General features: G+C 72.4%; 24 protein-coding genes, 1 tRNA gene and 1 riboswitch. Of the genes, 8 read left to right on the forward strand and 17 right to left on the reverse strand.

What is annotated here, in order from left to right:
• The first annotated feature begins 79 nt into the window (after positions 1 to 79).
• The 3 genes from ACFWZH_RS09020 (at position 80) to ACFWZH_RS09030 (ending at position 2,732) form a co-directional block, all read left to right on the forward strand.
• Positions 80 to 1,219 (forward strand): sensor histidine kinase, encoded by a 1,140-nt coding sequence (locus ACFWZH_RS09020; RefSeq protein ID WP_384427244.1) that lies wholly within the window; start codon positions 80 to 82, stop codon positions 1,217 to 1,219.
• Positions 1,210 to 1,869 (forward strand): LuxR C-terminal-related transcriptional regulator, encoded by a 660-nt coding sequence (locus ACFWZH_RS09025; protein ID WP_384427246.1) that lies wholly within the window; start codon positions 1,210 to 1,212, stop codon positions 1,867 to 1,869. Before ACFWZH_RS09020 ends, ACFWZH_RS09025 begins: the two co-directional genes overlap by 10 nt.
• Positions 1,870 to 2,072: 203 nt before the next feature.
• Positions 2,073 to 2,732, forward strand: a complete 660-nt coding sequence (locus ACFWZH_RS09030; RefSeq protein ID WP_384427248.1) for an O-methyltransferase — start codon at positions 2,073 to 2,075, stop codon at positions 2,730 to 2,732.
• A 102-nt stretch (positions 2,733 to 2,834) separates the two neighbouring features.
• On the opposite strand, the gene ACFWZH_RS09035 is transcribed toward ACFWZH_RS09030, so the two are convergent.
• From ACFWZH_RS09035 to ACFWZH_RS09065, 7 genes are all read right to left on the reverse strand, one after another.
• Positions 2,835 to 3,050 carry a zinc ribbon domain-containing protein gene (locus ACFWZH_RS09035; RefSeq protein ID WP_384427249.1) on the reverse strand — a complete coding sequence of 72 codons (216 nt, stop codon included), beginning with the start codon at positions 3,048 to 3,050 and terminating at the stop codon, positions 2,835 to 2,837.
• A 25-nt stretch (positions 3,051 to 3,075) separates the two neighbouring features.
• Positions 3,076 to 4,152, reverse strand: coding sequence for a sugar kinase (locus ACFWZH_RS09040; RefSeq protein ID WP_384427251.1), 1,077 nt, complete (start codon positions 4,150 to 4,152; stop codon positions 3,076 to 3,078).
• Positions 4,140 to 4,760 (reverse strand): bifunctional 4-hydroxy-2-oxoglutarate aldolase/2-dehydro-3-deoxy-phosphogluconate aldolase, encoded by a 621-nt coding sequence (locus ACFWZH_RS09045; protein ID WP_384427253.1) that lies wholly within the window; start codon positions 4,758 to 4,760, stop codon positions 4,140 to 4,142. Before ACFWZH_RS09045 ends, ACFWZH_RS09040 begins: the two co-directional genes overlap by 13 nt.
• Before the next feature lie 127 nt (positions 4,761 to 4,887).
• A complete protein-coding gene (gene dgoD / locus ACFWZH_RS09050; RefSeq protein WP_384427255.1) occupies positions 4,888 to 6,033 on the reverse strand; it encodes a galactonate dehydratase in 1,146 nt (381 codons plus the stop codon).
• Between the two features lie 160 nt (positions 6,034 to 6,193).
• Positions 6,194 to 6,898: a FadR/GntR family transcriptional regulator gene (locus tag ACFWZH_RS09055; RefSeq protein WP_384427257.1), complete on the reverse strand. Its 705-nt coding sequence runs from the start codon at positions 6,896 to 6,898 to the stop codon at positions 6,194 to 6,196.
• A gap of 149 nt (positions 6,899 to 7,047) precedes the next feature.
• The gene (locus ACFWZH_RS09060) at positions 7,048 to 7,755 is read right to left on the reverse strand and encodes a DUF4383 domain-containing protein (RefSeq protein WP_384427259.1); all 708 of its coding nucleotides are present in this window, start codon (positions 7,753 to 7,755) and stop codon (positions 7,048 to 7,050) included.
• Between the two features lie 205 nt (positions 7,756 to 7,960).
• On the reverse strand, positions 7,961 to 9,346 hold the full coding sequence (locus ACFWZH_RS09065) for a hypothetical protein (RefSeq protein WP_384427261.1): 1,386 nt from the start codon (positions 9,344 to 9,346) through the stop codon (positions 7,961 to 7,963).
• A gap of 141 nt (positions 9,347 to 9,487) precedes the next feature.
• Between ACFWZH_RS09065 and ACFWZH_RS09070 the strand changes: the two genes are divergently transcribed.
• The 3 genes from ACFWZH_RS09070 to ACFWZH_RS09080 all read left to right on the forward strand — a co-directional run bounded on the left by ACFWZH_RS09070 (position 9,488) and on the right by ACFWZH_RS09080 (position 11,017).
• Positions 9,488 to 9,559 (forward strand) — tRNA-Val (locus ACFWZH_RS09070).
• Positions 9,560 to 9,945: 386 nt separating this feature from the next.
• Complete coding sequence (locus ACFWZH_RS09075) at positions 9,946 to 10,161, forward strand: 4-oxalocrotonate tautomerase family protein (protein WP_384427262.1); 216 nt, start codon at positions 9,946 to 9,948, stop codon at positions 10,159 to 10,161.
• Positions 10,162 to 10,516: 355 nt separating this feature from the next.
• The gene (locus tag ACFWZH_RS09080; protein ID WP_384427264.1) at positions 10,517 to 11,017 is read left to right on the forward strand and encodes a VOC family protein; all 501 of its coding nucleotides are present in this window, start codon (positions 10,517 to 10,519) and stop codon (positions 11,015 to 11,017) included.
• 27 nt (positions 11,018 to 11,044) lie between these two features.
• Here ACFWZH_RS09080 and ACFWZH_RS09085 read toward each other — a convergent pair whose 3' ends face one another.
• The 3 genes from ACFWZH_RS09085 to ACFWZH_RS09095 all read right to left on the reverse strand — a co-directional run bounded on the left by ACFWZH_RS09085 (position 11,045) and on the right by ACFWZH_RS09095 (position 14,051).
• A complete protein-coding gene (locus tag ACFWZH_RS09085) occupies positions 11,045 to 12,196 on the reverse strand; it encodes a HoxN/HupN/NixA family nickel/cobalt transporter (RefSeq protein ID WP_384427339.1) in 1,152 nt (383 codons plus the stop codon).
• A 30-nt stretch (positions 12,197 to 12,226) separates the two neighbouring features.
• Positions 12,227 to 12,442, reverse strand: a riboswitch (cobalamin riboswitch).
• A gap of 127 nt (positions 12,443 to 12,569) precedes the next feature.
• A complete protein-coding gene (locus ACFWZH_RS09090) occupies positions 12,570 to 13,418 on the reverse strand; it encodes an alpha/beta fold hydrolase (RefSeq protein WP_384427266.1) in 849 nt (282 codons plus the stop codon).
• 42 nt (positions 13,419 to 13,460) lie between these two features.
• Positions 13,461 to 14,051: a MarR family winged helix-turn-helix transcriptional regulator gene (locus tag ACFWZH_RS09095; protein ID WP_384427268.1), complete on the reverse strand. Its 591-nt coding sequence runs from the start codon at positions 14,049 to 14,051 to the stop codon at positions 13,461 to 13,463.
• A 114-nt stretch (positions 14,052 to 14,165) separates the two neighbouring features.
• On the opposite strand from ACFWZH_RS09095, the gene ACFWZH_RS09100 reads away from it, so the two are divergent.
• Positions 14,166 to 14,537, forward strand: a complete 372-nt coding sequence (locus ACFWZH_RS09100; protein ID WP_384427270.1) for a hypothetical protein — start codon at positions 14,166 to 14,168, stop codon at positions 14,535 to 14,537.
• Between the two features lie 3 nt (positions 14,538 to 14,540).
• On the opposite strand, the gene ACFWZH_RS09105 is transcribed toward ACFWZH_RS09100, so the two are convergent.
• Both ACFWZH_RS09105 and ACFWZH_RS09110 read right to left on the reverse strand, forming a co-directional pair.
• Entirely contained in the window at positions 14,541 to 15,197 is a 657-nt protein-coding gene (locus tag ACFWZH_RS09105) for a nucleoside/nucleotide kinase family protein (RefSeq protein ID WP_384427272.1), read from the reverse strand.
• 84 nt (positions 15,198 to 15,281) lie between these two features.
• Complete coding sequence (locus ACFWZH_RS09110; RefSeq protein ID WP_384427274.1) at positions 15,282 to 15,740, reverse strand: cupin domain-containing protein; 459 nt, start codon at positions 15,738 to 15,740, stop codon at positions 15,282 to 15,284.
• A gap of 94 nt (positions 15,741 to 15,834) precedes the next feature.
• Here ACFWZH_RS09110 and ACFWZH_RS09115 point away from each other — a divergent pair, with 94 nt between their 5' ends.
• Positions 15,835 to 16,446: a TetR/AcrR family transcriptional regulator gene (locus tag ACFWZH_RS09115; protein ID WP_384427276.1), complete on the forward strand. Its 612-nt coding sequence runs from the start codon at positions 15,835 to 15,837 to the stop codon at positions 16,444 to 16,446.
• A gap of 15 nt (positions 16,447 to 16,461) precedes the next feature.
• On the opposite strand, the gene ACFWZH_RS09120 is transcribed toward ACFWZH_RS09115, so the two are convergent.
• The 5 genes from ACFWZH_RS09120 to ACFWZH_RS09140 form a co-directional block, all read right to left on the reverse strand.
• Positions 16,462 to 17,637 carry a methyltransferase gene (locus ACFWZH_RS09120; protein ID WP_384427278.1) on the reverse strand — a complete coding sequence of 392 codons (1,176 nt, stop codon included), beginning with the start codon at positions 17,635 to 17,637 and terminating at the stop codon, positions 16,462 to 16,464.
• A gap of 205 nt (positions 17,638 to 17,842) precedes the next feature.
• Positions 17,843 to 18,466: a GNAT family N-acetyltransferase gene (locus tag ACFWZH_RS09125; protein WP_384427279.1), complete on the reverse strand. Its 624-nt coding sequence runs from the start codon at positions 18,464 to 18,466 to the stop codon at positions 17,843 to 17,845.
• Positions 18,467 to 18,554: 88 nt separating this feature from the next.
• Positions 18,555 to 19,199, reverse strand: coding sequence for a DedA family protein (locus tag ACFWZH_RS09130; RefSeq protein ID WP_384427281.1), 645 nt, complete (start codon positions 19,197 to 19,199; stop codon positions 18,555 to 18,557).
• Positions 19,200 to 19,382: 183 nt separating this feature from the next.
• Positions 19,383 to 19,847, reverse strand: coding sequence for a DoxX family protein (locus tag ACFWZH_RS09135; RefSeq protein ID WP_384427283.1), 465 nt, complete (start codon positions 19,845 to 19,847; stop codon positions 19,383 to 19,385).
• A 78-nt stretch (positions 19,848 to 19,925) separates the two neighbouring features.
• Positions 19,926 to 21,890, reverse strand: coding sequence for an FAD/NAD(P)-binding protein (locus ACFWZH_RS09140; RefSeq protein WP_384427285.1), 1,965 nt, complete (start codon positions 21,888 to 21,890; stop codon positions 19,926 to 19,928).
• Between the last annotated feature and the right edge of the window lie 140 nt (positions 21,891 to 22,030).

The raw sequence follows: 22,030 nt of genomic DNA on the forward strand, positions 1-22,030 counted from the left end.
GCACATTGCGGAAGACCGCACAAAAGACTGCGGTTTTCCGCAGTGTGCGGCGGCGAGCGGTGCGGCTAGCGTTTCGATCATGTTGGGAATCGCACGGCGCGGACTGCGCCTGACGACAGGGCTGGTGCTCGGCGCGGTGACGTCCGCCGCCGAGCTCCCCTTCGTCGTGCTCTCCGGGCTGTCCCTGCTGCTCGTGCTCGCCTGGCCGCGCGGACGCCGCGCGGTCCTCAGACCCGTGGCGGCCGGCGGACGGGCCCTGACCGAGGCCAACCGGCGCCGCCTGCGCGACTACCTCACGACCGAGACCTCCGACGCCTACACCGACCACCGCGCCCTGCACTATCTCTCGCTGCGCTGGTCGTTGGGCCTGCTGGGCGTCTTCGTGCTGAGCACCGCCCTGATCGGAGCGGCGTACGGCACCGCGTGGATCTTCATCCCGCTGCTCGGCGACGTCCGGCACTTCGGCACCGTCGTCCTCTCGGGTATCGGCGGCCTCTTCCTTCTCTTCCTCAGCATGCAGGGCGCGTTCGGGGTCGCCGGCCTGGAGGCCAAGCTGGCGCGGCGCCACCTCGGCCCGAGCCGCCAGGAGGAACTGGAGCGGCGCATCGAGCATCTGGCGGCCAGCCGTGCCGGTGTCGTCGCGGCCGTCAACGACGAGCGCCGCCGCATCGAGCGTGATCTGCACGACGGCGTCCAGCAGCGGCTGGTCGCGCTGGGGATGCTGCTCGGCCGCGCGCTGCGCAGCCAGGACCAGCAGCGTGCCGAGCAACTCCTGCGCCAGGCCCACGAAGAGAGCGGACAGGCCCTGGCCGAGCTGCGAGAAGTGGCATGGCGGGTCTACCCGACGGTGCTGGACGAGGCAGGTCTGCGGGCGGCGCTGGAGACCGTCGCCGAGCGCTCGGCCATCCCCGTGCGGCTGGACTACGAACTCCCCGCCGATCCCGAGGCAACGGTGGCGACGGTCGCCTACTTCGTGGTCTGCGAAGCCGTCACCAACGCCGTCAAGCACTCCGACGCCGGGCTGATAACCGTCCGCGTCGCCCGTGGCGAGGACGCCGTGCTCGTATGCATCGAGGACGACGGACTGGGCGGCGCGGATGCCTCCGGCAGCGGCCTGTTCGGGATGGCCCGCAGGGTTGCCGCCCTCGACGGCCGGTTCCGGGTCGACAGCCCGGTCGGCGGACCGACCACCATCACCGCGGAGCTGCCGTGCGCGTAGTGCTCGCCGACGATTCGACCCTGCTGCGGGAGGGCCTGGTGCGCCTCCTCGCCGAGGAAGGCCACGAGGTGGCCGCCGCGGTCGGTGACGCCGATCGGCTGATCGCCGTGCTGGAGCGCGCGGCGGAGACGGGAACGAAGCCCGACGCGGTGGTCGTGGACGTCCGGATGCCCCCGACCCACACCGACGAAGGGCTGCGGGCGGCGGTGCAGATCCGGGAGCGCTGGCCCGGTGTCGGCGTGCTGGTGCTCTCGCAGTATGTCGAGCGCCGCTATGCGACGGAGCTGCTGACCGACGACGGCGAGGGGGTCGGCTATCTCCTCAAGGACCGGGTGGTCCAGGTGGACGAGTTCCTGGACGCGCTGGAGAGGGTGGGCGCCGGCCAGGCGGCCTTCGACCCCGAAGTCGTACGGCAGTTGCTGACGCGTACCCGCCGCTCGGATCCGCTGGGCACCCTCACCGCACGCGAGCGGGAGGTGCTCGCGCAGATGGCGCAGGGTCACACCAATGCGGCGATCGCCGGCCGGCTGCACATCTCGCAGAGCGCCGTGGAGAAACACGCCAACGCGATCTTCGACAAGCTCGGCCTGATCGGTACGTCCGGATACTCGCGCCGGGTCCTGGCGGTGCTGCGGTACTTGGGAACGTGACAGATACGGGGTGACCGGCAGGGCGTGACCGCCACGGCGTGGCAGGCAAGGTGTGGCAGGCGGGGACGGATGAGCGAAGGCTCGTGGAGGGGAGGGGGGAAAAGCGGCCGGCGGCGAAGTGGCTCGGCTAGTCTCGCCGAGGCGGGCGGCTGCACCGTCCGGTGATCGGCCGAGACCGCGATCCTTGAACCAGAGGAGAGCAAGTGGCTGAGTCCAAGAGCACACCGATCACGCCGGAGTTGTACGACTACGTCCTCGCCCACAATCCGCAGTTGAACCCAGCGCAGCGGGGCATCGTGCAGCTCACCCGGCAGCAGTTTCCCAAGGCGGCGGGGATGCAGTCGGCGGAGGAGCAAGGGCCGCTGCTCGCGTTCCTGGTGCGGCTGATCGGGGCGCGGCATGTCGTCGAGGTGGGGACGTTCACCGGCTACTCGACGCTGTCCATGGCTCAGGCTCTGCCCGCGGACGGCACGCTGATCGCCTGCGATGTGTCCGAGGAGTGGACGGCGTACGGCCGGGAGGCCTGGACCAGGGCCGGTGTCGCGGACCGCATCGAGCTGCGGATCGCGCCCGCGCTGGAGACGCTGCGGGCGATGCCGAGCGAGCCGCACATCGATCTTGCCTATCTCGACGCGGACAAGGGGGGCTATATCGCCTACTGGGAAGAGCTGGTGCCGCGGCTGCGGCCCGGCGGCCTGATCGTCGCCGACAACGTGCTGTACCGCGGTGAGGTGGCCGACCCGTCGGCGACCGGGTCGGCCCTGGCGATCAGGGCGTTCAACGACCATGTGGTGGCGGACCGGCGCATGGAGTCGGTGCTGCTCACCGTGGCGGACGGTCTGACGCTGGCCCGCAAGCGGTAGCGCCCGCGACCAACGGACGGGGCCGCCGCCTCCCGAAGCGCACGCGGCCGCCGCCTCCCGAAGCGCACGCGGCCGCCGCCCAGGGCGGGTCTCCCCGCCGGCCTAGCCGCAGCAGCCGCCTCCGCAGCAGCCGCCGCCTCCGCCCCCACCGCTCGGCGCGGGGGCGGCCGCGGAGCCGCCGACGGCGACCGTGGAGAGCAGCTTCACGGTGTCCTCGTGGCCTTCAGGGCAGACGGCCGGGGCGGAGGACTCGGCCATCGGCCGGTTCAGCTCGAAGAGGGAGCCACAGGGGCGGCACCGGTATTCGTAACGAGGCATGGCCACAGATTAACCGTGCCGCTGGTCAGCGCACGACGGTGCCGGGTGATGCGTCCAGCATGCCGAGCTCCGCACGGGTCGGTGCGCCCTCCCAGTCGCCGTGCGAGGCGACCGCGAACGCGCCGGTCGTGACGCCGCGCTCAAGGCGTCCGGCAGGTCCCTCGCCGTCGAGCAGTGCCGAGAGGTACCCCGCCACGAAGGCGTCGCCGGCGCCCACGGCATCCACGGCCCGTACCGCCCTGGCGGGCTGGTGCACACGGCCGTCGCGGGTGAAGGCCGTCGCCCCCTCCGCGCCGAGTTTGACCACCACCTCACCGACCCCCTCCTCCAGCAGAAGCCGGGCCTGGTCCGCGTGGCCCGGCGCCGCGGCGCCCGCGCCTTCGGGCAGGCACAGCGGCAGCTCGTCGTCGGAGGCGATCAGGACGTCCACGAAGGGCATCCATTCGCGAAGGACCGTGGCGGCCTCCTCGGCGGTCCACAGGCGGGCGCGGAAGTTGACGTCGAGACAGACCGCCGAGCGATATCGGCGTGCCAGGTGGAGGACCTGGTACGCCGCAGAGCGGGCGGTAGGGCTCAGCGCCGGGGTGATCCCTGTCAGGTGCAGCACGCGCGGCGGAGCGGCGCGGAAGGCGCGGTCGACGGCGTCCGCGGCCGGCCGGGAGCCGGCCGATCCGGCGCGGTAGTAGTGCACCCGGGTGACCTCCGGCAGCCGCGGCTCGAAGAGCAGCAGCCCGGTCGGGGCGCCGGGATCGGTGGCCGCGGCGGAGACCTCTACGCCCTCGGCCCGCAGCGTACGGAGCACCAGCGCTCCCGCCTCGTCATCACCGACCGTGCCCGCCCAGCGGACGGCGTGCCCGAGCCTGGCCAGCCCGATCGCGACATTGCTCTCCGCCCCGGCGATGGAGACCTGCATCGTGCCGCCGAGCCTCAGCGGGCCGCTGCCGCGCAGGGCCACCATGGTCTCGCCGACGGTGAAGACGTCCGGACGGCCCCGTTCCCCCGGGAGCCTCGAAACGGCGCAGACGCCACCGGGGGCCTCGCCACCGCGCTGCTCCTCCCCGTCCCCGCCGGCCGCGGGCGGCCGCCCCGTCACTGCGTGCACACCGCCTTGAACTCCGCCGCGCGTTTGCGCAGCTCGTCCAGGTCGCCGCCGTCCGCCGCGTCCCCGATGAGCGGCGAGCCGACGCCCACGGCCACCGCTCCCGCGTCGAAGTACGCCGGGGCGACGGCCGCGTCCACCCCGCCGACCGGCACGAACGGCAGCTCCGGGAAGGGAGCGCGCAGCGCCCGCAGATACGCGGGTCCGCCGGCCGACGCCGGAAACAGCTGCAGCGCCGACACGCCCAGTGCCTCCGCGGCGATCACCTCGGACGGCGTCATCACCCCGGCGAGCGTCGGCAGCCCCTGCCGTACGGACTCCTCCAGCCCCGCGCCCAGACCGGGCGTGACGATGAGATTCGCGCCGGCCTCGGCGGCGCGTCGGGCGTCGTCGCCGGTCAGGACGGCGCCCGCGCCGAGCCAGGCGGCATCGCCGAGTTCGCTGCGGGCCCGCCGGATCACGCTCAGCGCGTCCTTGCCGCTGAGGGAGACCTCGATCAACGGAAGGCCTGCCTCCACCAGCGCCATGACCGTACGGAAGGACGCCTCCGCATCCCTGCCCCGGATGATGGCGACCAGCCGGTCGTTCCGGAGCGCTTCGCTGAAGTCCATGGCGATTCCTGCTTTCTCCGCTCCCCGCTGCGCGTGTGCCGCGCGGGCGGGTCGTTCGGGCGCGCGGGTGGTGCCACTGATTATTCCGGGCCGGCCGCATGGGTGGGGTGCTTCGGTCGGCACCTTGTCACCATTCCGCAAACGCCCCGTCCTCGTAGCGCCACACCGGGTTCCGCCAGGCGTGCCCCCGCTTGTCCGCCGCCCGTACGGCGGCCTCGTCGACCTCCACACCGAGCCCGGGGCGTTCGGTGCGCAGCAGCGACCCGCCTTGGAAGCGGAAGGGCTCCGGGTCCACGACGTAGTCCAGCAGCTCGGCGCCCTGGTTGTAGTGGATCCCGATGGACTGCTCCTGGATGAGGAAGTTCGGCGTGGTGAAGGCGACTTGGAGGCTGGCGGCCAGTGCCACCGGGCCGAGCGGACAGTGTGGGGCGAGCTGCGCCCCGTATGCCTCCGCGAGCGCGCCGATCCGGCGCAGCTCGGAGATACCGCCCGCATGCGAGACATCCGGTTGGAGAATCGCGACGCCGGACTGCAGCGGGGCCAGGAACTCTCGCCTGCTGTAAAGACGTTCACCGAGTGCGAGGGGGACGCTGGAGGCGTTGACGAGATCAGGGAGGGCCTGAATGTAATCACCGAGCACCGGCTCCTCGACGAACATCGGTGCGGTCTCGGCCAGCAGGGGGAGGAGCCTGCGGGCGTTGGCGGGGGAGACCCGGCCATGGAAGTCGAGGCCGAAGTCCCGTTCCTCACCGAGGACTTCGCGTGCGGTCTCGGCGCGGAGCAGGCATGCGCGTACCTCGGCGCGGGTCGCCACCGGGCTCATCCGGCCGCAGCCGTTCATCTTGACGGCCGTGAAGCCCGCCTCGATCTGCGCGGTGATCGCCTCCCGGATGGCCTGCGGTTCGTCGCCGCCGACCCATGCGTAGGCGCGGATCCGCTCTCGGACCGGCCCGCCCAGCAGCTGGTGGACGGGGACACCGTGGCGCTTGCCCTTGATGTCCCACAAGGCCTGGTCCAGACCGGCGAGCGCGGACGACAGCACCGGCCCGCCCCGGTAGAAGCCGCCCTTGGTCATGACCTGCCAGTGGTCCTCGATACGCGCCGGATCCTGCCCCAGGAGGTATGCGGACAGCACCTCCACGGCCGCCCGGACGGGTTCCGCCCGCCCCTCGACCACCGGTTCACCCCAGCCGACGAGGCCCTCATCGGTCTCCACCCGTACGAACATCCAGCGCGGCGGGGCGAGGAACGTCTCGATGCGGCTGATCTCCATGGACCGGACCGTCCTTTCGGCGTGCGCGGCGTACGGCGGGACGTGGGTCCCCGGTGGGCCCGTGCGCGATCTACTGCCCGCGGGGGACGTCGCCGTAACGGGGAGGGCCGTCGCCGCCGCCCCCACGGCACGCGCCACGCCCTGGCCGGCCCGGCCCGGCCTACGGATGCTCGCGCGCCGACTTGTCCAGCAGTTCGAGCATCGCCATGTACGCGCCGTCGACGTCCCGGTTCCGTACGGCTTCGACGACCGCGGCGTGCACCGCATGCGGATGCTCGAAGGCGCGATCGGCGGCGAGCACCGCCCGGTCGCGCTCGACGAGCACGGGCACGATCACCCGGTGCATCTGCGCGTAGAAGCGGTTGTTCGACGCGATCAGCATCGCCGTGTGGAAGGAGGCGTCGGCGCGTACGAGCAGCACCGGATCGTCGTCGGTCGCGGCCATCGCGCTCAGCGCGGCGTCCAGTGCGGCCAGATCGTCGTCGGTACGGCGCTCGGCGGCGAGCGCGGCCGCGGCCGGCTCGATGGAGCGGCGCAGTTCGAGCACGTCGGCGAAGAAGTCCGAGGACACCCCGGCCGCCAGCTTCCAGCGCAGCACGTCCGTGTCCAGGAGATTCCACTCCTCCCGGGGGCGGACGAAGGTGCCGCGCTGCTGATGGGTGCCCAGGAGCCCCTTGGTGGTCAGTACCTTGACCGCCTCACGCAGTACGGTCTGGCTGACGTCCAGCTCCGCCATCAACTCCGGCATGACCAGGGTTTCCCCCTCGCCGTAGGTGCCCTGGAGGATCCGCCTGGCGAGCGCCTCGACCGTCGCGCCGTGCGCTCCGTGGCCCGCGGCGGAGGCGGCGCGCTCCGACCGGCTCATGGTGCTGCTCCCTGCTCCCCCTGCCCCTGGTCCCCGCGCCCCGCCTCCCCCTGCCCCCGAACCACCCGCCGCCTGCCGGCACCGGTCGTCAGGGCGTACCGAGCACCCCAATCCCACCTCGGTACGCCCTGACGTGTCCCTCGCCCCGGTCAGGCCCCCTTGCCGCCGGAGTCGCCCGCGCCGGTGCCCGTGCTCCCGGAGCCGGCACCGGTGCTCCTTCGGGTGATGCTGCTACTGGTACCGGGGCCGAACGAGCCGCGCCCGGCATGCGGGGCGCCCTGCATCTTCCGGCGCGCCACCAGCCGGCCGGCCGTCATGCCGGCTACCGGGTGCATCTGGCCGCGGTCGAACTGTTCCGCCTCATCCGGGTGTCGGGCGCGCCAGTAAGGGTTGTCCTGCGGGAGGCCGCCGCTGACCCGTCCGTACATCCCGAAGACCAGCAGCATCAGCCCGACCACGAAGCTGAACAGGACGTTCTGGATGCGGAAGGCGAGGAAGTTCGCGCCGGTGTCCAGCAGCGCCAGGTTCACGAATCCGCTCAGCAGGAAGAGGCCGCCGAACACGATGTTGAGGGTCGAGGCGAAGTTCCCGCCGATCACCATGCCGGCGAAGAGGATCGCTCCGACGACGATCGACAGCACGCTCAGGGAACCGTTGGTGTTCAGCCCCGCGACGGTGTCGCCGCCGGTGTCGAAGAAGCCGATGTGGTGGGTCAGTCCGAGGATGCCGAATGCGACCAGCACCAGGCCCATCAGCCCGGCGCCGATGCGGTAGACCTTGCTGAGCCCGTGATCCACGGGCAGATGCTCGTCGAGCCGGGCACGACGGTGCCCCTTGGCCCGGTGGAACCGCCCCATGGGCCCGTGCAGGGTATGGCCAGTAGCCCCAGTAGCCATGTCCGGCCTCCTTCGCGCAGATGTGCCGCCTGGGCCGTACTCAATCTCCAGGATCCGCCCAAGGGCCGCTTCACGCCATCGCACCTGGAAGAACGTCTCCGGAACGGGGCGACTCCTGCCCCGGCAGGGAACTGCACTCAGCGTCGCCTGGGCGAAGCCGCCAGCCTCAGCCGGCGGTCCCCGCCGCGCCCCTGGCGTCCCGGATCTCCTGCACCACCCGGGCCGCCGTCTGCCGCACGGCCTCCGTCTCCGTCAGGAAGTGCCACCAGTCCGGATGCCGCCCTTCCAGACCGGCGACCGCGCGGTCGAGCCGCGCCACCGCGTCGTCCAGGGGGCGGGCATGCCGCGGGTCGGGGGTGCTGCGCCCGGCCATCGCCAGCCGCTGCGCGTCCCGGAGGGCGAAGCGGGTCCGTTCGACCTCCTTCTGCCGGTCGAACGACACCGCATCGAGCCGCTGCAGCCGGTCACCGGCCGCAGACACCGCGTCGTCGGTGGAGTCCAGCAGCGCCCGTACGGTCGCCAGCCGGCTCGTGGCATCCGCCCAGCGCTGCTCGTCCCGCGCCTGCTGCGCCTCCCGCAGCTTGACCTCGGCCTGCTGCACGGACTGCGCCGCCTGCTCCGGGACGTGCTGCAGGTCCTGCCAGCATGCCGCGCTGTAGCGCCGCCGCAGCTCGCTGAGGACCGGATCGACCTTCCCGGCGCGCGTCGTGATCGCCTGCGCCCGGGTCCGCAGTGACACCAGCCGCTTGTCGATCTCCGCGGCCTTCGCCGGCAACCGCTCGGCCTCGGCCCGTATGCCCTCGGACCTGCGCAGCACGTCGTCGGCGCGCCGGATGGTCTCCTGTACGCCGTGCTGCCCGGCGCCCTGATTGAGCTTGGTCAGCTCCGGCCCGAGCGCCGCCAGCCGGGCCGCGAGATCGTCCGCCCGCATGCCCTGGGCCCGGACCGCGTCCAGCGCGTTGCTCGCCGCCAGCAGCGCCTGCCGCGCCCGCTCCACCGCCGGGGCGAGCTGCGCGAGCTGCGTCTCGGCGGACTGCAGCAGCGGCCCCAGCCCCTGTGCGAACCGGTCGAGGTCGCCCTTGACCCGGTCCAGCTCCTCCTTGGCCCGCGTCAGATCGGCCCGCGCCCGTGTCATCGCGGCGCCGTCCAGATCATCACGGTCGAGATCATGGGAGTCGACCGCGGTGATATAGCCGTGACTCACCTCGTCGATCCGCCGCCCGAAGCCCTCGTAGTCCGCCGCGGCCCGCTGAGCCTGAGGGGAACTGTCCACCGCGGTGATCGTCTCTATGGAGATCCGCAGATCCCGGTGTGCGGTGTCCAGCTCGTAGAAGGCCGCCGCTGCGGCATCCTTCGCGGCCTGCGCATCGGCCCGCTGGCTCTCCCCGCGCCCGAACCAGCGACGCGTCCCCCCACCGGCGAACGCCATCGGGGCCAACGCGATCAGCAACGGCAACGGCAGCAACGCGAGCGTCACCGCATCCCGGACCGGGCCTCCACGCGCGCGACGGCGTTCTCGCTGCTCATGCGGCTGCGTGTGTGTCGCCGTCACTTCCCTCTCCCGATCGGTTCGCCCCAGGACGGATGCCATTCTCCCACTCACCGGAAACGAACACACCGGCCGGTAAGTTCGCACTTCGCGCACTGGTTTGCAGTTCAGCCCCGAAGGCAAGGTAGTCTGTCGGCTCGACCAGGGCGCATAGCTCAGCGGTAGAGCGCTGCTCTTACAAAGCAGATGTCGGCGGTTCAAATCCGTCTGTGCCCACTCACCACGCGAAACGACGAAGGCCCAGGCCATCCGATATGTACTCGGATTCCTGGGCCTTGATCGTTTGTTGCCGTGGATGCGCGGCCCATCCGAACCGCGCTGCCGCACGTCACAGGGGTTGATCTGCGACACTGGTAGCAGCATGTCAGCGCCGGAAGGCCGGCAGCGGCGGTTGGCGATCGGCGTCGCCGCTCGACGGTGAACCGGGCCGGCCGGACGGGGACCGGGCGCCGCCTGCGAGTGTTGTTCGGGCAGGCTGCGAGAGTCAGCGCGCGGCTCGCCGGTGCCCTTCTCTCCGAAGAGGACGCGAAGCCCACACCGCATTCGGCCCTGGTGCCAAGGCGACATGGCGGCTCGATCTCACCATCTGTGGGAGGCATCCGATGCCATTCATCGACATCAAGGTGATCGCCGGAGTATTCACCCCCGAAGAGAAGCAGAAGATGGTCGAAGATGTCTCCGAGGCGTTGATCGCCATCGAAGGCGAGGCACTGCGACCGGTGACGCATGTGGTGGTCACCGAGACGCCCAGCGGCGAATGGGCAGTCGGTGGTAAGGCCCTGACGGCCGAGGACGTTCGGGCGAAGAGGGCCGGCTAGCCCGGCCGGTGGGGGTATTCGAGCTCCTGCCGGTCGCCAGGCGGCAGCACATCCGTGGCCTGGAGGCCCGCCCCGAGGCATCGGCCTGGGAGCAGAGGCTCTCCTGCAAGTAGGTGTCGCAGGTTCGGATCCTGTGGTGCCCGTAGTGGTGGACCGTGAGGTCAGCGGCCCCCGGCTCGTTTGAGTCGGGGGCCGTTTTCGTGCCCGGGGGCGGTGGGGTGGCGGGGGTGGAGGTGCTCCGGGGGCCGCTGGGGGCTGTTGTTTGTGGCGTGTGGGGGTGTATCGTCCACAGTAGTTTGAAGTTTCAAGTAAATGGGCCACGTGGTGTCGTGGTGGGAGATCGGAGAGCGGGTTCATGGCCGTACGACGGCTCAATCACGCGGTGTTGTACGTCCGGGATGTGGCACGGGCGGTGGCTTTCTACGGTGAGGCGCTGGGGCTCACCGTGGATGTGGAGATACCGGGGCGGGCGGCCTTCCTCAGCGCGCCCGGCTCGCTGAACGATCACGACCTGGGGCTGTTCGCGGTAGGGGCGGACGCGCCGGGGCCGGAGGCCGGGCGCGTCGGGCTGTACCACCTGGCCTGGGAGGTCGGCACGCTCGGCGAACTCGCCGCGGCCGAGGCGCGGCTCGGCGAGCGCGGCGCCCTGGTCGGCGCCACCGACCACCTCGTCTCCAAGTCCCTGTACGCCAGGGACCCGGACGGCAACGAGTTCGAGGTGATGTGGCGGGTTCCGCGGGAGGACTGGCCGGGGCCGGAGGTGGCGGACCGGCTGCGGCCGCTGGATCTGGCGGTGGCGCTGAGGCGCTGGGGGCCGGATCTGGTGACGGGCGCCGCGGCCGGTTCGGCCACGTGAGGTGAGGCGCGGCCCGCGCGCCGTGCCTCAGGAGTCCGACGCCGGTGCCGCCTGCTCTGCGGGCTTCGCCCGGTCCGCCGCCTCCGCTCGCTGCGCCCAGCGCTTCTCCACGCCGCTCAGTCGCCAGTACGCCAGCGCCGCGGCCCACACCACGACGAACAGGCCGACGATGATGAAGCCGACGTTGTCGAGGTCGAGGCTGGAGATCCAGCCGGTCAGCGGGTCGTCGAGGGCGAGTTTGTCGTGCAGCACGGTCACCAGCTCGATCGTGCCGATGAAGAAGGCGACGGCGATCGACAGTCCGGTGATGGTGAGGTTGTAGTAGACCTTGCGCACCGGGTTGGAGAACGCCCACTGGTAGGCGAAGTTCATGAACGTGCCGTCGAGGGTGTCGAACAGGCTCATCCCGGCGGCGAACAGCAGCGGCAGGCACAGGATCGCGTACCACGGCAGGCCGGCCGCGGCGCCGCTGCCCGCCATCACCATCAGGGTCACCTCGGTCGCGGTGTCGAAGCCGAGCCCGAAGAGGAAGCCGAGCGGGAACATCTGGCCGGGGCGGGAGATCGAGCGGGTGAAGCGCCCCAGGAAGCGGTTCATGAAGCCGCGCGAGTCGAGGCGCTGCTCCAGCTCGGCCTCGTCGTACCGGCCGTCGCGCATACCGCGGAAGACCCGCCAGATCCCGGCCAACGCGATGAGGTTGAGGGCGGCGATGAGGTAGAGGAACGTCCCCGAGACCGTGGTGCCGATGGTGCCGAGGATCTGGTGGGTACGGGACTCGTCGTTGAGCAGGGTCCCGGCGAGCTGGGCGCCGCCCGCCACGAGGGCGGCCATCGCGACCACCACGCTGGAGTGGCCGAGCGCGAACCAGAAGCCCACCGAGACCGGCCGCTTGCCGTCGGCCATCAACTTGCGGGTGGTGTTGTCGATCGCGGCGATGTGGTCGGCATCGAAGGCGTGCCGCATGCCGAGGGTGTAGGCGGTGATGCCGAGTCCGGCGCCGAAGACCTGGCTGCCCACGGAGTAGTGGTGCGGGACGACGAGCAGGAAGAGCACGCCGAAGGCGACGACGTGCAGACCGGCTATGACGGCCATCAGACCGGCGGTACGGAGGGTGTCCTGCCGGCGCCACCGGAACGCGGCGGGGGCAGGGGTGTTCGGGGTATCGGTGGACAGGGCCATCCGGCGGTCACGCTCCAGCACCTCGTGGATCACTTCGTGAGATGCCGTGGCCGGTCTCCTGGCTTACGGGTGCACGCGTCCCTCCCCGCCTTCCCGGCCGCGGGCTGCGGTCAGTGGCGCCGTACGCGCGCCATGCGCATACGGAAAGGGCTGGAAACTCCCCGATCACAGTGGCGAGGGCCGCTCCGGCCTGGGACACAAGGTCCGGCACCGGTCTTCCCGAACACCACGGCTCGGTCACTCTATCTGCCGGGGAGTGCGGGATCTGTCGAGGAGGACGGGTGGAGGTGCGGGCCAGTGGCAGCGGACTCACGGCCGGTGGTCGCCGGGAGGGCCGGGGCTCCGGCGGGGCCGGTGGGCCAGGGGCGCCGGGTCAGTACTCCAAGGACGAGAGAAAGGCATGCAGTTCGCGGTCGAAGAGCCCGGTGTTCTCCAGATTGACCATATGGGCCGCGCCCGGTATTCGGACTCTTCGGGCGCCGGGGACGGCCAGCGCTATGGCGTGGGCGTTGGCGGAGATGTCCGTACTGTCGAGGTCGCCGTCGAGCACGACCGTCGGCACCCGGATCTCGCCGAGACGGTCCGCGGCGCCGACCTCAAGGGGCATCCCGGCGCCCAGCCCGTCGGCATGCACCTCCACATTGGCCGTGGCCGAGGCGCGCATCCGCTCACGGAACCCCGGGTGCACGGCGGATGGTTCGCGATGCGGACCGTCCACCCACATCCGCAGGAAGTGCTCGACATAGCGCTCCGCGCCGTCCGGTGCGCCGATGGCCGCGACCTGCTCCTTGATGTGCTCCAGGACGAAGGGGTCGGTGAAGGGGCGGCCGCTGATGCCGGGGGAGGCGAGCGCGAGGGCCGTCACCCGGTCCGGGTGGGCTATCGCGGTGTCGAGGGCGACCCGCGAACCGTGTGAGAGGCCGACGAGGACGGCGCTGGGGGCGTCGAGCGCGTCCAGGAGCGTGCACAGGTCGTCGTGGTTGGCGTAGTCCCCGTCCACCGTGGAGGACAGGCCGTGGCCGCGGAAGTCGTAGCGGATCGCGCGGAGGCCGGAGTTCACCAGCCAGGTGAACTGTTCGTCCCACATGTGCTGGTCGAGCATGCCGCCGTGCAGCAGCACCACCGCGGGACCCGAGCCGGCCGTCTCATAGAACAGCTCGCCGCTGTCGACCGGCACGAGGCCGTTGTCGACCTCGGACCAGTCGGTGATTGCTCGGGTCATGCTCCGGACCGTCCTTTGCGCGTGAGATGCGTGGTGCTGACATTACTTGTCGGTGATGTCGGCATTCTCCGGTGGAACGTGTGAGCCGTTCGCCAGGTGCCGGAATTCCTCGCCGAGTCGGTCGAGTACATGCAGGGTCGTGCGGACGTCCTCGGCGGGCAGGTCGGCCAGTCGTCGTCGCAGCTCCGTCGCCTCGAACTCCTGGATCCCGCGTATTGCCGCCGTGCCCTCGGCGGTGAGCTCGATCAGGGAGGAGCGGCGGTGTGCGGGGTTGGGTGTCGTCACGACCAGGCCCAGCTCCGCGGCGTGGTTCACCCAGCGCTGCACCGGCTGTCTGTCGAGCCCCATGGAGCGGGCCAACTGCGGCACGGTCCTGGGGCCTTCGCTGTGCAGGGCGTCCAGCAATGCGTGTTCACCGGCGGTCATGCCCGTGTCCGTCAGCTCGCGCTCCACCGCGCGGACGACCGTCCGGTGCAGCGGCCAAAGGCGTCTGATGACGCCGTACAGCAGGTCCTCGGCGGGAGGGGGTCCGTCGGTCCCCTCCCTGTCGGCGTCGCGCGCGGTGGAGCTGTGCGCTCCAGCGCCGTTCGCGTCGGTGCCATGCTCTGCGGCATCCCCCTCATTGACACTCATGATGTCATGATGACATCGATGATGTCGTTTGGGAAGGGGCTTGATGCGGAAAGGAGTTGAGGGGAAGCAGGCGGTGAGGGCGGAAGGCGTCGGCGAGGGAGAGCGGGAGAGCGGATGAAGGTCGGTCTGTTGCGTGCGGTCGGGGTGGCCACGGCGGTGTACGGGGTGGCGGTGACGGCGGTGCCCGATCTGCTGGCGCGGCCTTCGGGGCTGGTCGACGGTGAGGGAAGGGTCGAGCGGGCCACCCGGGTCTCGTTGCGCCCGCTGGCCTGGCGGGAGGTGGCCAGCGGGCTCGCGCTCGCGCTGGCGCCCGAGGGGCCGGCGCTGCGCACCGCCGCGTACATAAGGATCGCGGCGGATCTCGGGGACGCCGTCCTGGTCGGTGCGACGCTGCCGGGTCGGGACCGGAGGGCGAAGGCGGCCGCGGTGTCCGTGGGGTGGGGCGCGCTGTCGGTGGTCGGTCTGTTGGCCGGCGGGCGGCGGTAGGGGTCAGTCGCCGGACGGGGCGGGGGCCGTTTCGGGGGCGAAGGAGATGACGAGGTCGGCGTGGTCGCGAGTCGCCGCCACGAGGCGGGCGTTGGCCTCGTCCGAGGTGTGCACGAACCGTTCGGCGTCGGCGCGTGGGCGCCCGAAGCGCTCATGGCGGTCGATCAGCCGCCGGATTCGCTCCGGGTTGTCCAGCTCCACGTACCAGACCTCGTCGAGCAGCGCGCGGACCCGTGGCCACGGCGCGGAGTCGAGGAGGAGGTAGTTGCCCTCGGTGACGACGAGCGGGATGTGTGGTGCGACGGCGATGCTGCCGGCGACCGGCTCCTCGATGCGACGGTCGAAGGACGGGGCGTAGACGGTGGTGTCCGGCTCCGGCGTGCGCAGGCGCGCCAGCAGTGCCTCGTACCCGGCGGGATCGAAGGTGTCGGGCGCGCCCTTGCGGTCCGTGCGGCCGAGGCGGTGCAGCTCCGCCTCGGCGAGATGGAAGCCGTCCATCGGGACGAGCGCCGCCTGCCCGGCCAGCTCCGCCACCAGGTGGGCGGCGAGGGTGGACTTGCCGGCGCCCGGTGGGCCGGTGATGCCGAGCAGTCGGCGTCGTGCGGGGGTCGCGGAGCCGGCGAGCCGGCGGGCGCGGGAGAGGAGGTGCCGGGGATCCATGATGGGGCCATCGTGCCTGATCGGCGGCCGGCCGGCGGCGGATCGGTCCGGCTCCCTCGGTGCCTCGGCCGTGGCCGCCGCGCCTTAGTCGTAGTACTCCATGCCGTATTTCGCGCCGATCGCGTTGAGGCGGGCGAGGTCGGGGTGGCCGCCCTTCATGACGACCGGCCCGGCCTCGAACATGTCCTCCACGAACTCCTCCCAGCTGCCCGGTGACGAGATCTGCAGGCAGCGGGCGGGCGGCTGGGAGGCGTTGCGCATGGCGTGCGGGACGCCGTGGGGGAGCAGGGCGCACATGCCCGCGGTCAGGCGGTGGGTGGCGCCGTCGAAGTCGACCTCCATCTCGCCTTCGAGGACGTAGACGAACTCGTCGGCGTGGTGGTGGACATGCGGCGGAATGTCGACGTCGAGCTGGTTCTCCAGGATGGCGAGCCGGCCCTCGGTGTCGTGCGTACGGGCCTTGACGCCGAAGCCGGGCGGCAGGGGCACGCGGCCCGGGCGTCGCTCGCCGGGCCGCAGGACGAAGAATCGCTCCTCGGGCATGGTGATCGCCGGTCCTCTCCTGGTGGGTGCGCAGGGCGGAAAGTGGAATCGGAATCCGATTCCGTTTGAGGAGCGTAGCAGTAGCATCGGCGATGTGGCAGCCTCTTCGACCTCCCCCACCCCGCAGCGCAGGCCGCGCGCCGACGCCGAGCGCAACCGCACCCGTGTGCTGGACGCCGCGCGGGAGGTGTTCCGCGCGCGGGGCGACGAGGCACAGATGCCCGAGGTCGCCCGGGCGGCGGGGGTGGGCGTCGGAACGGTCTACCGGCACTTCCCCAGCAGGGCGGCCCTGATCGCCGCTGTGGGGGAGCAACGCCAGGCGGAGATCGTGGAGTTCGGGCGCACCCGCTGCCTGCCCAGCGCCACGGCCGCCGACGGGCTGGCCGCCTATGTCGAGCACATCGGGGAGGTGCTGGACGCCGAGCGGGGGCTGTCCGCGTCGATCGAGGCGGCGTTCGGCTCCACTGAGCCGACCGGGGAGGGCCGCACGCAGGCCGAGGCGGTCGCAGGCCAACTGCTCGCCCGCGCCAAGGACGAGGGCGCGGTGCGCGCGGACGTCGAGGTGGGCGACGTGGTGATGATCGTGTGCGGACTGGCGGCGGTGATCCGTCACGACGCCGGTGACTGGCGCCGCTACGTCAGCAACGCGTGTGCGGGGCTACGGCCCCAGGGCGCGCCCGGTGGAGCGGGGACGGACCGGGGCTGAGGCCGGTCGGGCGGGCTACCCGTTCGAGACCCCCAGCCGCCACAGCGAGGTGACCTCGGCCGCGCGGGCCTCATGGAGCGGGTCGGAGGTGTCGCGGGCGCGCGGATGGCGCGGGGTGATGTCGAGCCGGCCCAGGACCGTCAGACCGGCCTTGGTGAAGGCGTCGAGGAGCTCGGCGTGCGGGCGCAGGCCGAGGTGTTCGGCCAGGTCGGAGAGGATCAGCCAGCCCTCGCCGCCCGGGGTCAGATGGTCGGCGAGGCCGTTGAGGAATCCGTGCAGCATCGCGTTGCCCGGGTCGTACACCGCGCGCTCCACCGGGGAGGTCGGTTTCGCGGGCACCCACGGGGGATTGCAGACGACCAGCGGGGCGCGGCCGGCCGGGAACAGATCCGCCTCGACCACCTCCACCTGCCCGGCGACACCCAGGCGTTCGGTGTTCTCGCGGGCGCAGGCCAGCGCGCGCGGGTCCTGGTCGGTGGCCACCACGGTGCGCACACCGCGCCGGGCGAGCACCACGGCCAGCACGCCGGTGCCGGTGCCGATGTCGAACGCCAGGTCCTGCGCGGGCAGCGGCGCCTCGGCGACCAGGTCGACGTACTCACCGCGGGCCGGCGAGAAGACGCCGTAGTGCGGGTGGATGCGGTCGCCGCCGAGCGCCGGGATCTGCACGCCCTTCCTGCGCCATTCGTTGGCGCCGATCAGGGCGAGGAGTTCACGCAGCGACACCAGCGAGGCGGCCGGGGCCGGGCCCTCGGCGTCGAAGGTCTCCGCGGGAGCGGGCTCTCCGGGGCCGTATGCCCTGGTGCAGGCCTCGCGGACGTCGGGGGCGCGGTGCAGCGGGACGGCGTGCGTGGCGTCGAGCGGGATCAGCAGCATGCCCAGGATGCGGGCGCGTTGGTTCTGCGCGGCGCGGTGCAGATGGAACGCCTGAGTGGCATCGGCGGGCGGTGCCTTGCGCGGGCGGCGGTCGATGCGGCGGGCCATCGCCGTCAGCAGCTGGCGGGCGTTGTGGAAGTCGCCCCGCCACAGCAGCGCGGTCCCCTCACAGGCGAGTTTGTAGGCGTCGTCGGCCCGCGTCCGGTCGTCCGCGATGACGATCCGCCGGGGTGGCGGGGAGCCGTTCTCGGAACGCCAACGGGCGGAGCGGGGCCGGTCGGCCTCGGTCCATTCGACGACCGGTGCTGCGTTCACCGAAGTGTGCCTCGCGTGTGTGGTTCGGCCCGTCCCGTGGGGTGCCGTTGCGGCGCGGCGTCCGGCACGCTCCCGGGAGGGCTCGGTGCGCTCGCGGGTGGCGGCGGGCGGGTGGTGTGACGCTCGACTTTACTCCGAATCGCCATCGGTCCTGGTCGCGTCGGTGTGGGGCACCGGGGACGGAGGCCGGCGGCGCAGGCCGGGGTCAGTCGTCGATGCCGAAGGCCTCCGCGTAGCGCACCGTGCCGCGCGGGGGTATGGAGCCGTCCAGGGAGAGCGCCATGAAGGCCTCGTCCGGCCAGGGCTGCGGGGGCAGGATGCCGAAGCGGTCGACGGCCGGCACGAACCCGAAGCGCGGGTAGTACGGCGGGTGGCCCAGCACGATCGCGGTGTGCTCGCCGGCGGCCCGCGCGGCCTCCAGCAGGGCGCGGATCACCGCACTGCCCGCACCGCTCTTCTGGTACCCGGGCAGCACCGCGCACGGGGCGAGCGCGACGGCGGGGACCTCGTCGACATGGCAGCGCGTCAGCAGGGCGTGGGCGGCCGGGGTGCCGTCCGGCGCGTCGGCGACGTACGAGAGCCCGGGCAGCCAGGCGGCGGGATCGCGGCGCAGGGCGTCGACGAGATCCGCCTCCGCGGCCGTGTCGAAAGCGGCGAGATTGATCCGGCGGACGGCCGGTATGTCGTCGGCGGTCTCGGGGCGGGGATACCAGGGGCGCACCGCGGCGGGCGCGGGCGCCGTCGTCCCCTCGCCGGTGCCGGGCGTGCCGCCGGGGTCCTGCGGGCCGTCGGAGCGCTTCGTGCCGTCGGTGTCGTTCGTACCGCTCATGCCGTCATGGTCGCAGCCGGGTCTGACATCCGGCCACGGCTTTTCCCGTACCGCTCCGCGTCTCCGCGTCTCCGCGTGCGGCGCCGCGTCAGTGCGCGGTACGCCTCTCCGGCCGCCGCATCAGGAACGCCGCGGCCGACCCGGCGGCGAAGAGGGCGACGACGGAGAGCGCGGTGCTCACCCAGGACGCGCCGAGCCAGTGGCCGCCGAAGTAGCCGAGGCTCACGCTGTACGCGGCCCAGGCGAGGCCGGCCAGCGCGGACCAGGGGAGGAACTCGCGGACCGTACGGTGCGCGACGCCGGCGCCCAGGCTGACCACGGACCGCCCGGCGGGCGCGAAACGGGCCAGTACGACGATGCCGCCCCCGCCCCGCGTCAGCGCCGTGCCGAGGCGCTTGTGCGCCGCCGTCAGACGGCGCGAGCGGCCGATGGCCCGGTCGAAGCGGTCGCCGCCGCGCCAGGCGAGCCGGTAGGCCACCATGTCGCCCAGCACCGAGGCGCCGGCCGCGCACAGCACCAGGGAGAGCATCTCGGCCAGATGGGCTCCGCCGTGGACGGACGAGGCGACATCGACGGCGTCGGCCGCGGTCCCGGTGCCGGCGGCCGTGGTGGCCGCGGCGATCACCAGGACTCCGCTGGGCAGGATCGGGACGAACACGTCGAGGACGATCGACAGGCTGACGATCACGTACACCCAGGGGGTGCCGCTGAGCGACCCCAGGCTTTCCACCAACGTGCTTCTCCCGCTCCGGACCCCGCCGCGACGTCGCTCGGTGCGGCAGGGGCGGCTCTAGCGCCATACAGCGTACGCCTGGCCCTTCCGCCGGCCGGTGCGGGGTGGCGGTGCCGCCCGCCGAGAAGACGGCACGGCCCGTACGGCGAAGGTGCCGTACGGGCCGTGTGGGACACGTCGGGATCAGGCGGCGGAAGGCTCCCGCTGCGCGCTCGGGGCCGCCTCCTGCTCGCGGGTACCGAAGAAGACGCGGTCCAGCGCCCAGGTGCCGGGGCCGGTGAAGACGATCAGCAGGAAGGCCCAGGCGTAGATCGCGGCGGACTCGCCGCCGTTCTGGATCGGCATCAGTGCGCCGGCCTGGTGGACGGAGAAGTACGCGTACGCCATCGAGCCGGAGCTGACGAGCGCCGCGGCGCGGGTGCCGAGGCCCAGCATCACGAGGATGCCGCCGGCCAGCTGTATGACGGCGGCGTACCAGCCCGGCCAGGAGCCGGTGGGCACGGTGCCGCCCTGCCCCATCGCGCCGCCGAGAACGCCGAAGAGCGAGGACGCGCCGTGGCAGGCGAAGAGCAGCCCGATGACGACGCGGAAGAGTGCGAGGGCGTGCGGAGCCGTTCTCTGGGTGAACGAGTTCAGCGGTGCGGACATGTGGGGACTCCTACGGTTTCTGGGGACGAAGGGAACCGTGAAGGTAAAGGTTAGGGAACCCTAAAGGTACTTGCAAGTTCAAGCTTTGGTCATATGGGACCTTTGGACCGAAGCAGCCGCCTCCGAAGCCGCCGCGCCCGAGCCCACGGGGCAGGACCCGACCGCCGTCCGCAGCGCCGCCCGCGCCACCGCGTCCGTATCGGCCAAGGTGACCGAGCCCACCCCCGGGCGGGCCCCCGCCGCCGTCACCCAGTGCACGCCCTCCGTCGGCACCCCGATGGCGAACCGCCGCGGATGGCACCGTCCATCGGCCTCGACGAGGTGGTACGGGCTCGGCGACACATCGAGCCCACCGGTCTCGTAGCCGGCCGCGGTGTGCGGCCGGCAGCCGCCCTCGGCCAGCAGCCGGACCAGCAGCTCATCCGCCGTACGCCGCAGATCCGGCTCCGGCAGCCGCGCCTCGATCAGCGCCGCCGCCGTCACCTCCGACCCCGGGACGTCCGGGGAGTACGCCGTGAAACCGGGCCCGTGGCCGTCCGCGGCACCGGGCCGGACCACCATCCGGGGGCCGACCACCTCCAGCACCCCGGCCTCGATCAGCGCCGCCGTCTCCGCTATCCGGCGCCGCGGCGGCCCGATGGACAAGAAGGCGTTGAGCGGGGTGTACCAGCGGTCCAGGTGGTCGCGGCGGGACGCGCCGGCCAGCCCGCCGTGGTCGACGATCTGCCGCAGCTCGTTGCGCAGATCCCGCAGCACGTCGAGGGCCGCCTTGACCGGCCCGGACACATTGTCCAGCCGGGCGTGTGCGACGTCCGCGCGCAGATGGTCCAGCAGCCACTCCCGGAAGGCGGCGCGGCCGGCGAACGACCGCCCCGCGTGCGGCCGGGAGACCCGTTCCCAGTCCCAGCGCTCGGCGGGCGCGATACCGAAGGCGTCCAGCGCGGCGGCCTCCTCGGGGCTGCGGTGGGCGCACCCCAGGAAGCGCTCCCGGAAGCGGTCGCGGAACGAGTCGTCCAACGGGCCGGACGCTTCCCGCCGCGCCAGCAGCGCCTCGTAGTAGACCGACTCCACTTCCTTGGCCACCAGGGGCCAGACCTCCGCCAGGAAGTCGGGCAGATCGCCGGACCCGGCGCGCTTGCGGAAGGCGGCGATCACGTCCGCGGTGAGCAGCAGCGGCAGATGACGCCCGTGCGCGCCCTTCGCGTTGTCGCCGCGCGCGTGGTACGGAATGCCACGCCGGGACCCCGCGTACAGCCTGGGTTCGCGCCCGGACGGCAGATACCTCAGCGCGCCGTCCGCGCCGTGCGCGAACCGGCCGCCGCGCGCCGTCGTCAGCAGCGCCATGTGGTCGAAGAAGTTGAGCCCGAGACCGCGCAGCAGCACCGGGCGGCCCGGTGCCAGCGCCGCCAGCTCGGTGGTGAGGTCGGCGGGGTTGGCCGGCGGCAGATAGTGCAGCCCGTGCCCGGCGGCGTAGTCGGCGAGGCGCCGCTGCTCGGGGTCCGGGGCGGTCGGCAGATGGCCCTGGGCGAGCACCACCGCCCCCAGGCCGGTCAGCTCCCGGCCGTCGTCGAGGGCGAGCGACTGTGTGCCGTCGACGGCCTCGGTCAGCCGCACCGCGCGGGCGGTGTGCGGCACGACGGTCACCCCCTCGGGGGCGGTGCGCACCGTGTGCCGGAAGACCCACTCCAGATAGCGGCCGTACAGCGCGCGCCCCGGATAGTCGTCCGGGCCGACCTCGCACCCCTCCCAGGCGTACAGGCTCGGCCCCGTGCGTATCGGCCCCGCGCACTCGACGCTCTCGTCGGTGAACAGCGTCACCTGCGACGCCACGGTGTTCATCAGCAGCTCGGGCGGCTGGGCGGTGCGCCATACCTGGCCGGCGCCGGGCGGGGCGGGGTCGATCACATGGACGGTCAGGCGGGCACCCGGGGCCAGTTCGGCGGCCGAGGCGCAGATCCTTTCCAGCACGCTCGTTCCGCGTGGCCCCGCGCCGACGACGGCGATGGCGGGGCGGTGGCGGTCGGCGATGCGGTCGGCGGCCAAGTGGGGCTCTCCCTGGGGCGGGGCTGGCGGCCGGCGCGCGGGCGCGGCCGTCCAGAAGTTCGGGCGACGAGCAGAGGTGCGCACCATCATCACCGCCCGACCCGCCGGCGCAGCACCCGGAGGGGCAGAGAATTCGGCCA

This window comes from Streptomyces sp. NPDC059008 (assembly GCF_042749045.1).
Classification (GTDB): domain Bacteria; phylum Actinomycetota; class Actinomycetes; order Streptomycetales; family Streptomycetaceae; genus Streptomyces.

What these genes read in the sequence shown, in the direction of transcription:
- ACFWZH_RS09020 (WP_384427244.1), top strand. Translation starts at nt 80, where the DNA reads ATGTTGGGAATCGCACGGCGCGGACTGCGCCTGACGACAGGGCTGGTG.
- ACFWZH_RS09035 (WP_384427249.1), bottom strand. Translation starts at nt 3,050, where the DNA reads ATGCCTCGTTACGAATACCGGTGCCGCCCCTGTGGCTCCCTCTTCGAG.
- ACFWZH_RS09045 (WP_384427253.1), bottom strand. Translation starts at nt 4,760, where the DNA reads ATGGACTTCAGCGAAGCGCTCCGGAACGACCGGCTGGTCGCCATCATC.
- dgoD (WP_384427255.1), bottom strand. Translation starts at nt 6,033, where the DNA reads ATGGAGATCAGCCGCATCGAGACGTTCCTCGCCCCGCCGCGCTGGATG.
- ACFWZH_RS09055 (WP_384427257.1), bottom strand. Translation starts at nt 6,898, where the DNA reads ATGAGCCGGTCGGAGCGCGCCGCCTCCGCCGCGGGCCACGGAGCGCAC.
- ACFWZH_RS09060 (WP_384427259.1), bottom strand. Translation starts at nt 7,755, where the DNA reads ATGGGGCGGTTCCACCGGGCCAAGGGGCACCGTCGTGCCCGGCTCGAC.
- ACFWZH_RS09075 (WP_384427262.1), top strand. Translation starts at nt 9,946, where the DNA reads ATGCCATTCATCGACATCAAGGTGATCGCCGGAGTATTCACCCCCGAA.
- ACFWZH_RS09080 (WP_384427264.1), top strand. Translation starts at nt 10,517, where the DNA reads ATGGCCGTACGACGGCTCAATCACGCGGTGTTGTACGTCCGGGATGTG.
- ACFWZH_RS09085 (WP_384427339.1), bottom strand. Translation starts at nt 12,196, where the DNA reads ATGGCCCTGTCCACCGATACCCCGAACACCCCTGCCCCCGCCGCGTTC.
- ACFWZH_RS09090 (WP_384427266.1), bottom strand. Translation starts at nt 13,418, where the DNA reads ATGACCCGAGCAATCACCGACTGGTCCGAGGTCGACAACGGCCTCGTG.
- ACFWZH_RS09095 (WP_384427268.1), bottom strand. Translation starts at nt 14,051, where the DNA reads ATGAGTGTCAATGAGGGGGATGCCGCAGAGCATGGCACCGACGCGAAC.
- ACFWZH_RS09100 (WP_384427270.1), top strand. Translation starts at nt 14,166, where the DNA reads ATGAAGGTCGGTCTGTTGCGTGCGGTCGGGGTGGCCACGGCGGTGTAC.
- ACFWZH_RS09105 (WP_384427272.1), bottom strand. Translation starts at nt 15,197, where the DNA reads ATGGATCCCCGGCACCTCCTCTCCCGCGCCCGCCGGCTCGCCGGCTCC.
- ACFWZH_RS09110 (WP_384427274.1), bottom strand. Translation starts at nt 15,740, where the DNA reads ATGCCCGAGGAGCGATTCTTCGTCCTGCGGCCCGGCGAGCGACGCCCG.
- ACFWZH_RS09125 (WP_384427279.1), bottom strand. Translation starts at nt 18,466, where the DNA reads ATGAGCGGTACGAACGACACCGACGGCACGAAGCGCTCCGACGGCCCG.
- ACFWZH_RS09135 (WP_384427283.1), bottom strand. Translation starts at nt 19,847, where the DNA reads ATGTCCGCACCGCTGAACTCGTTCACCCAGAGAACGGCTCCGCACGCC.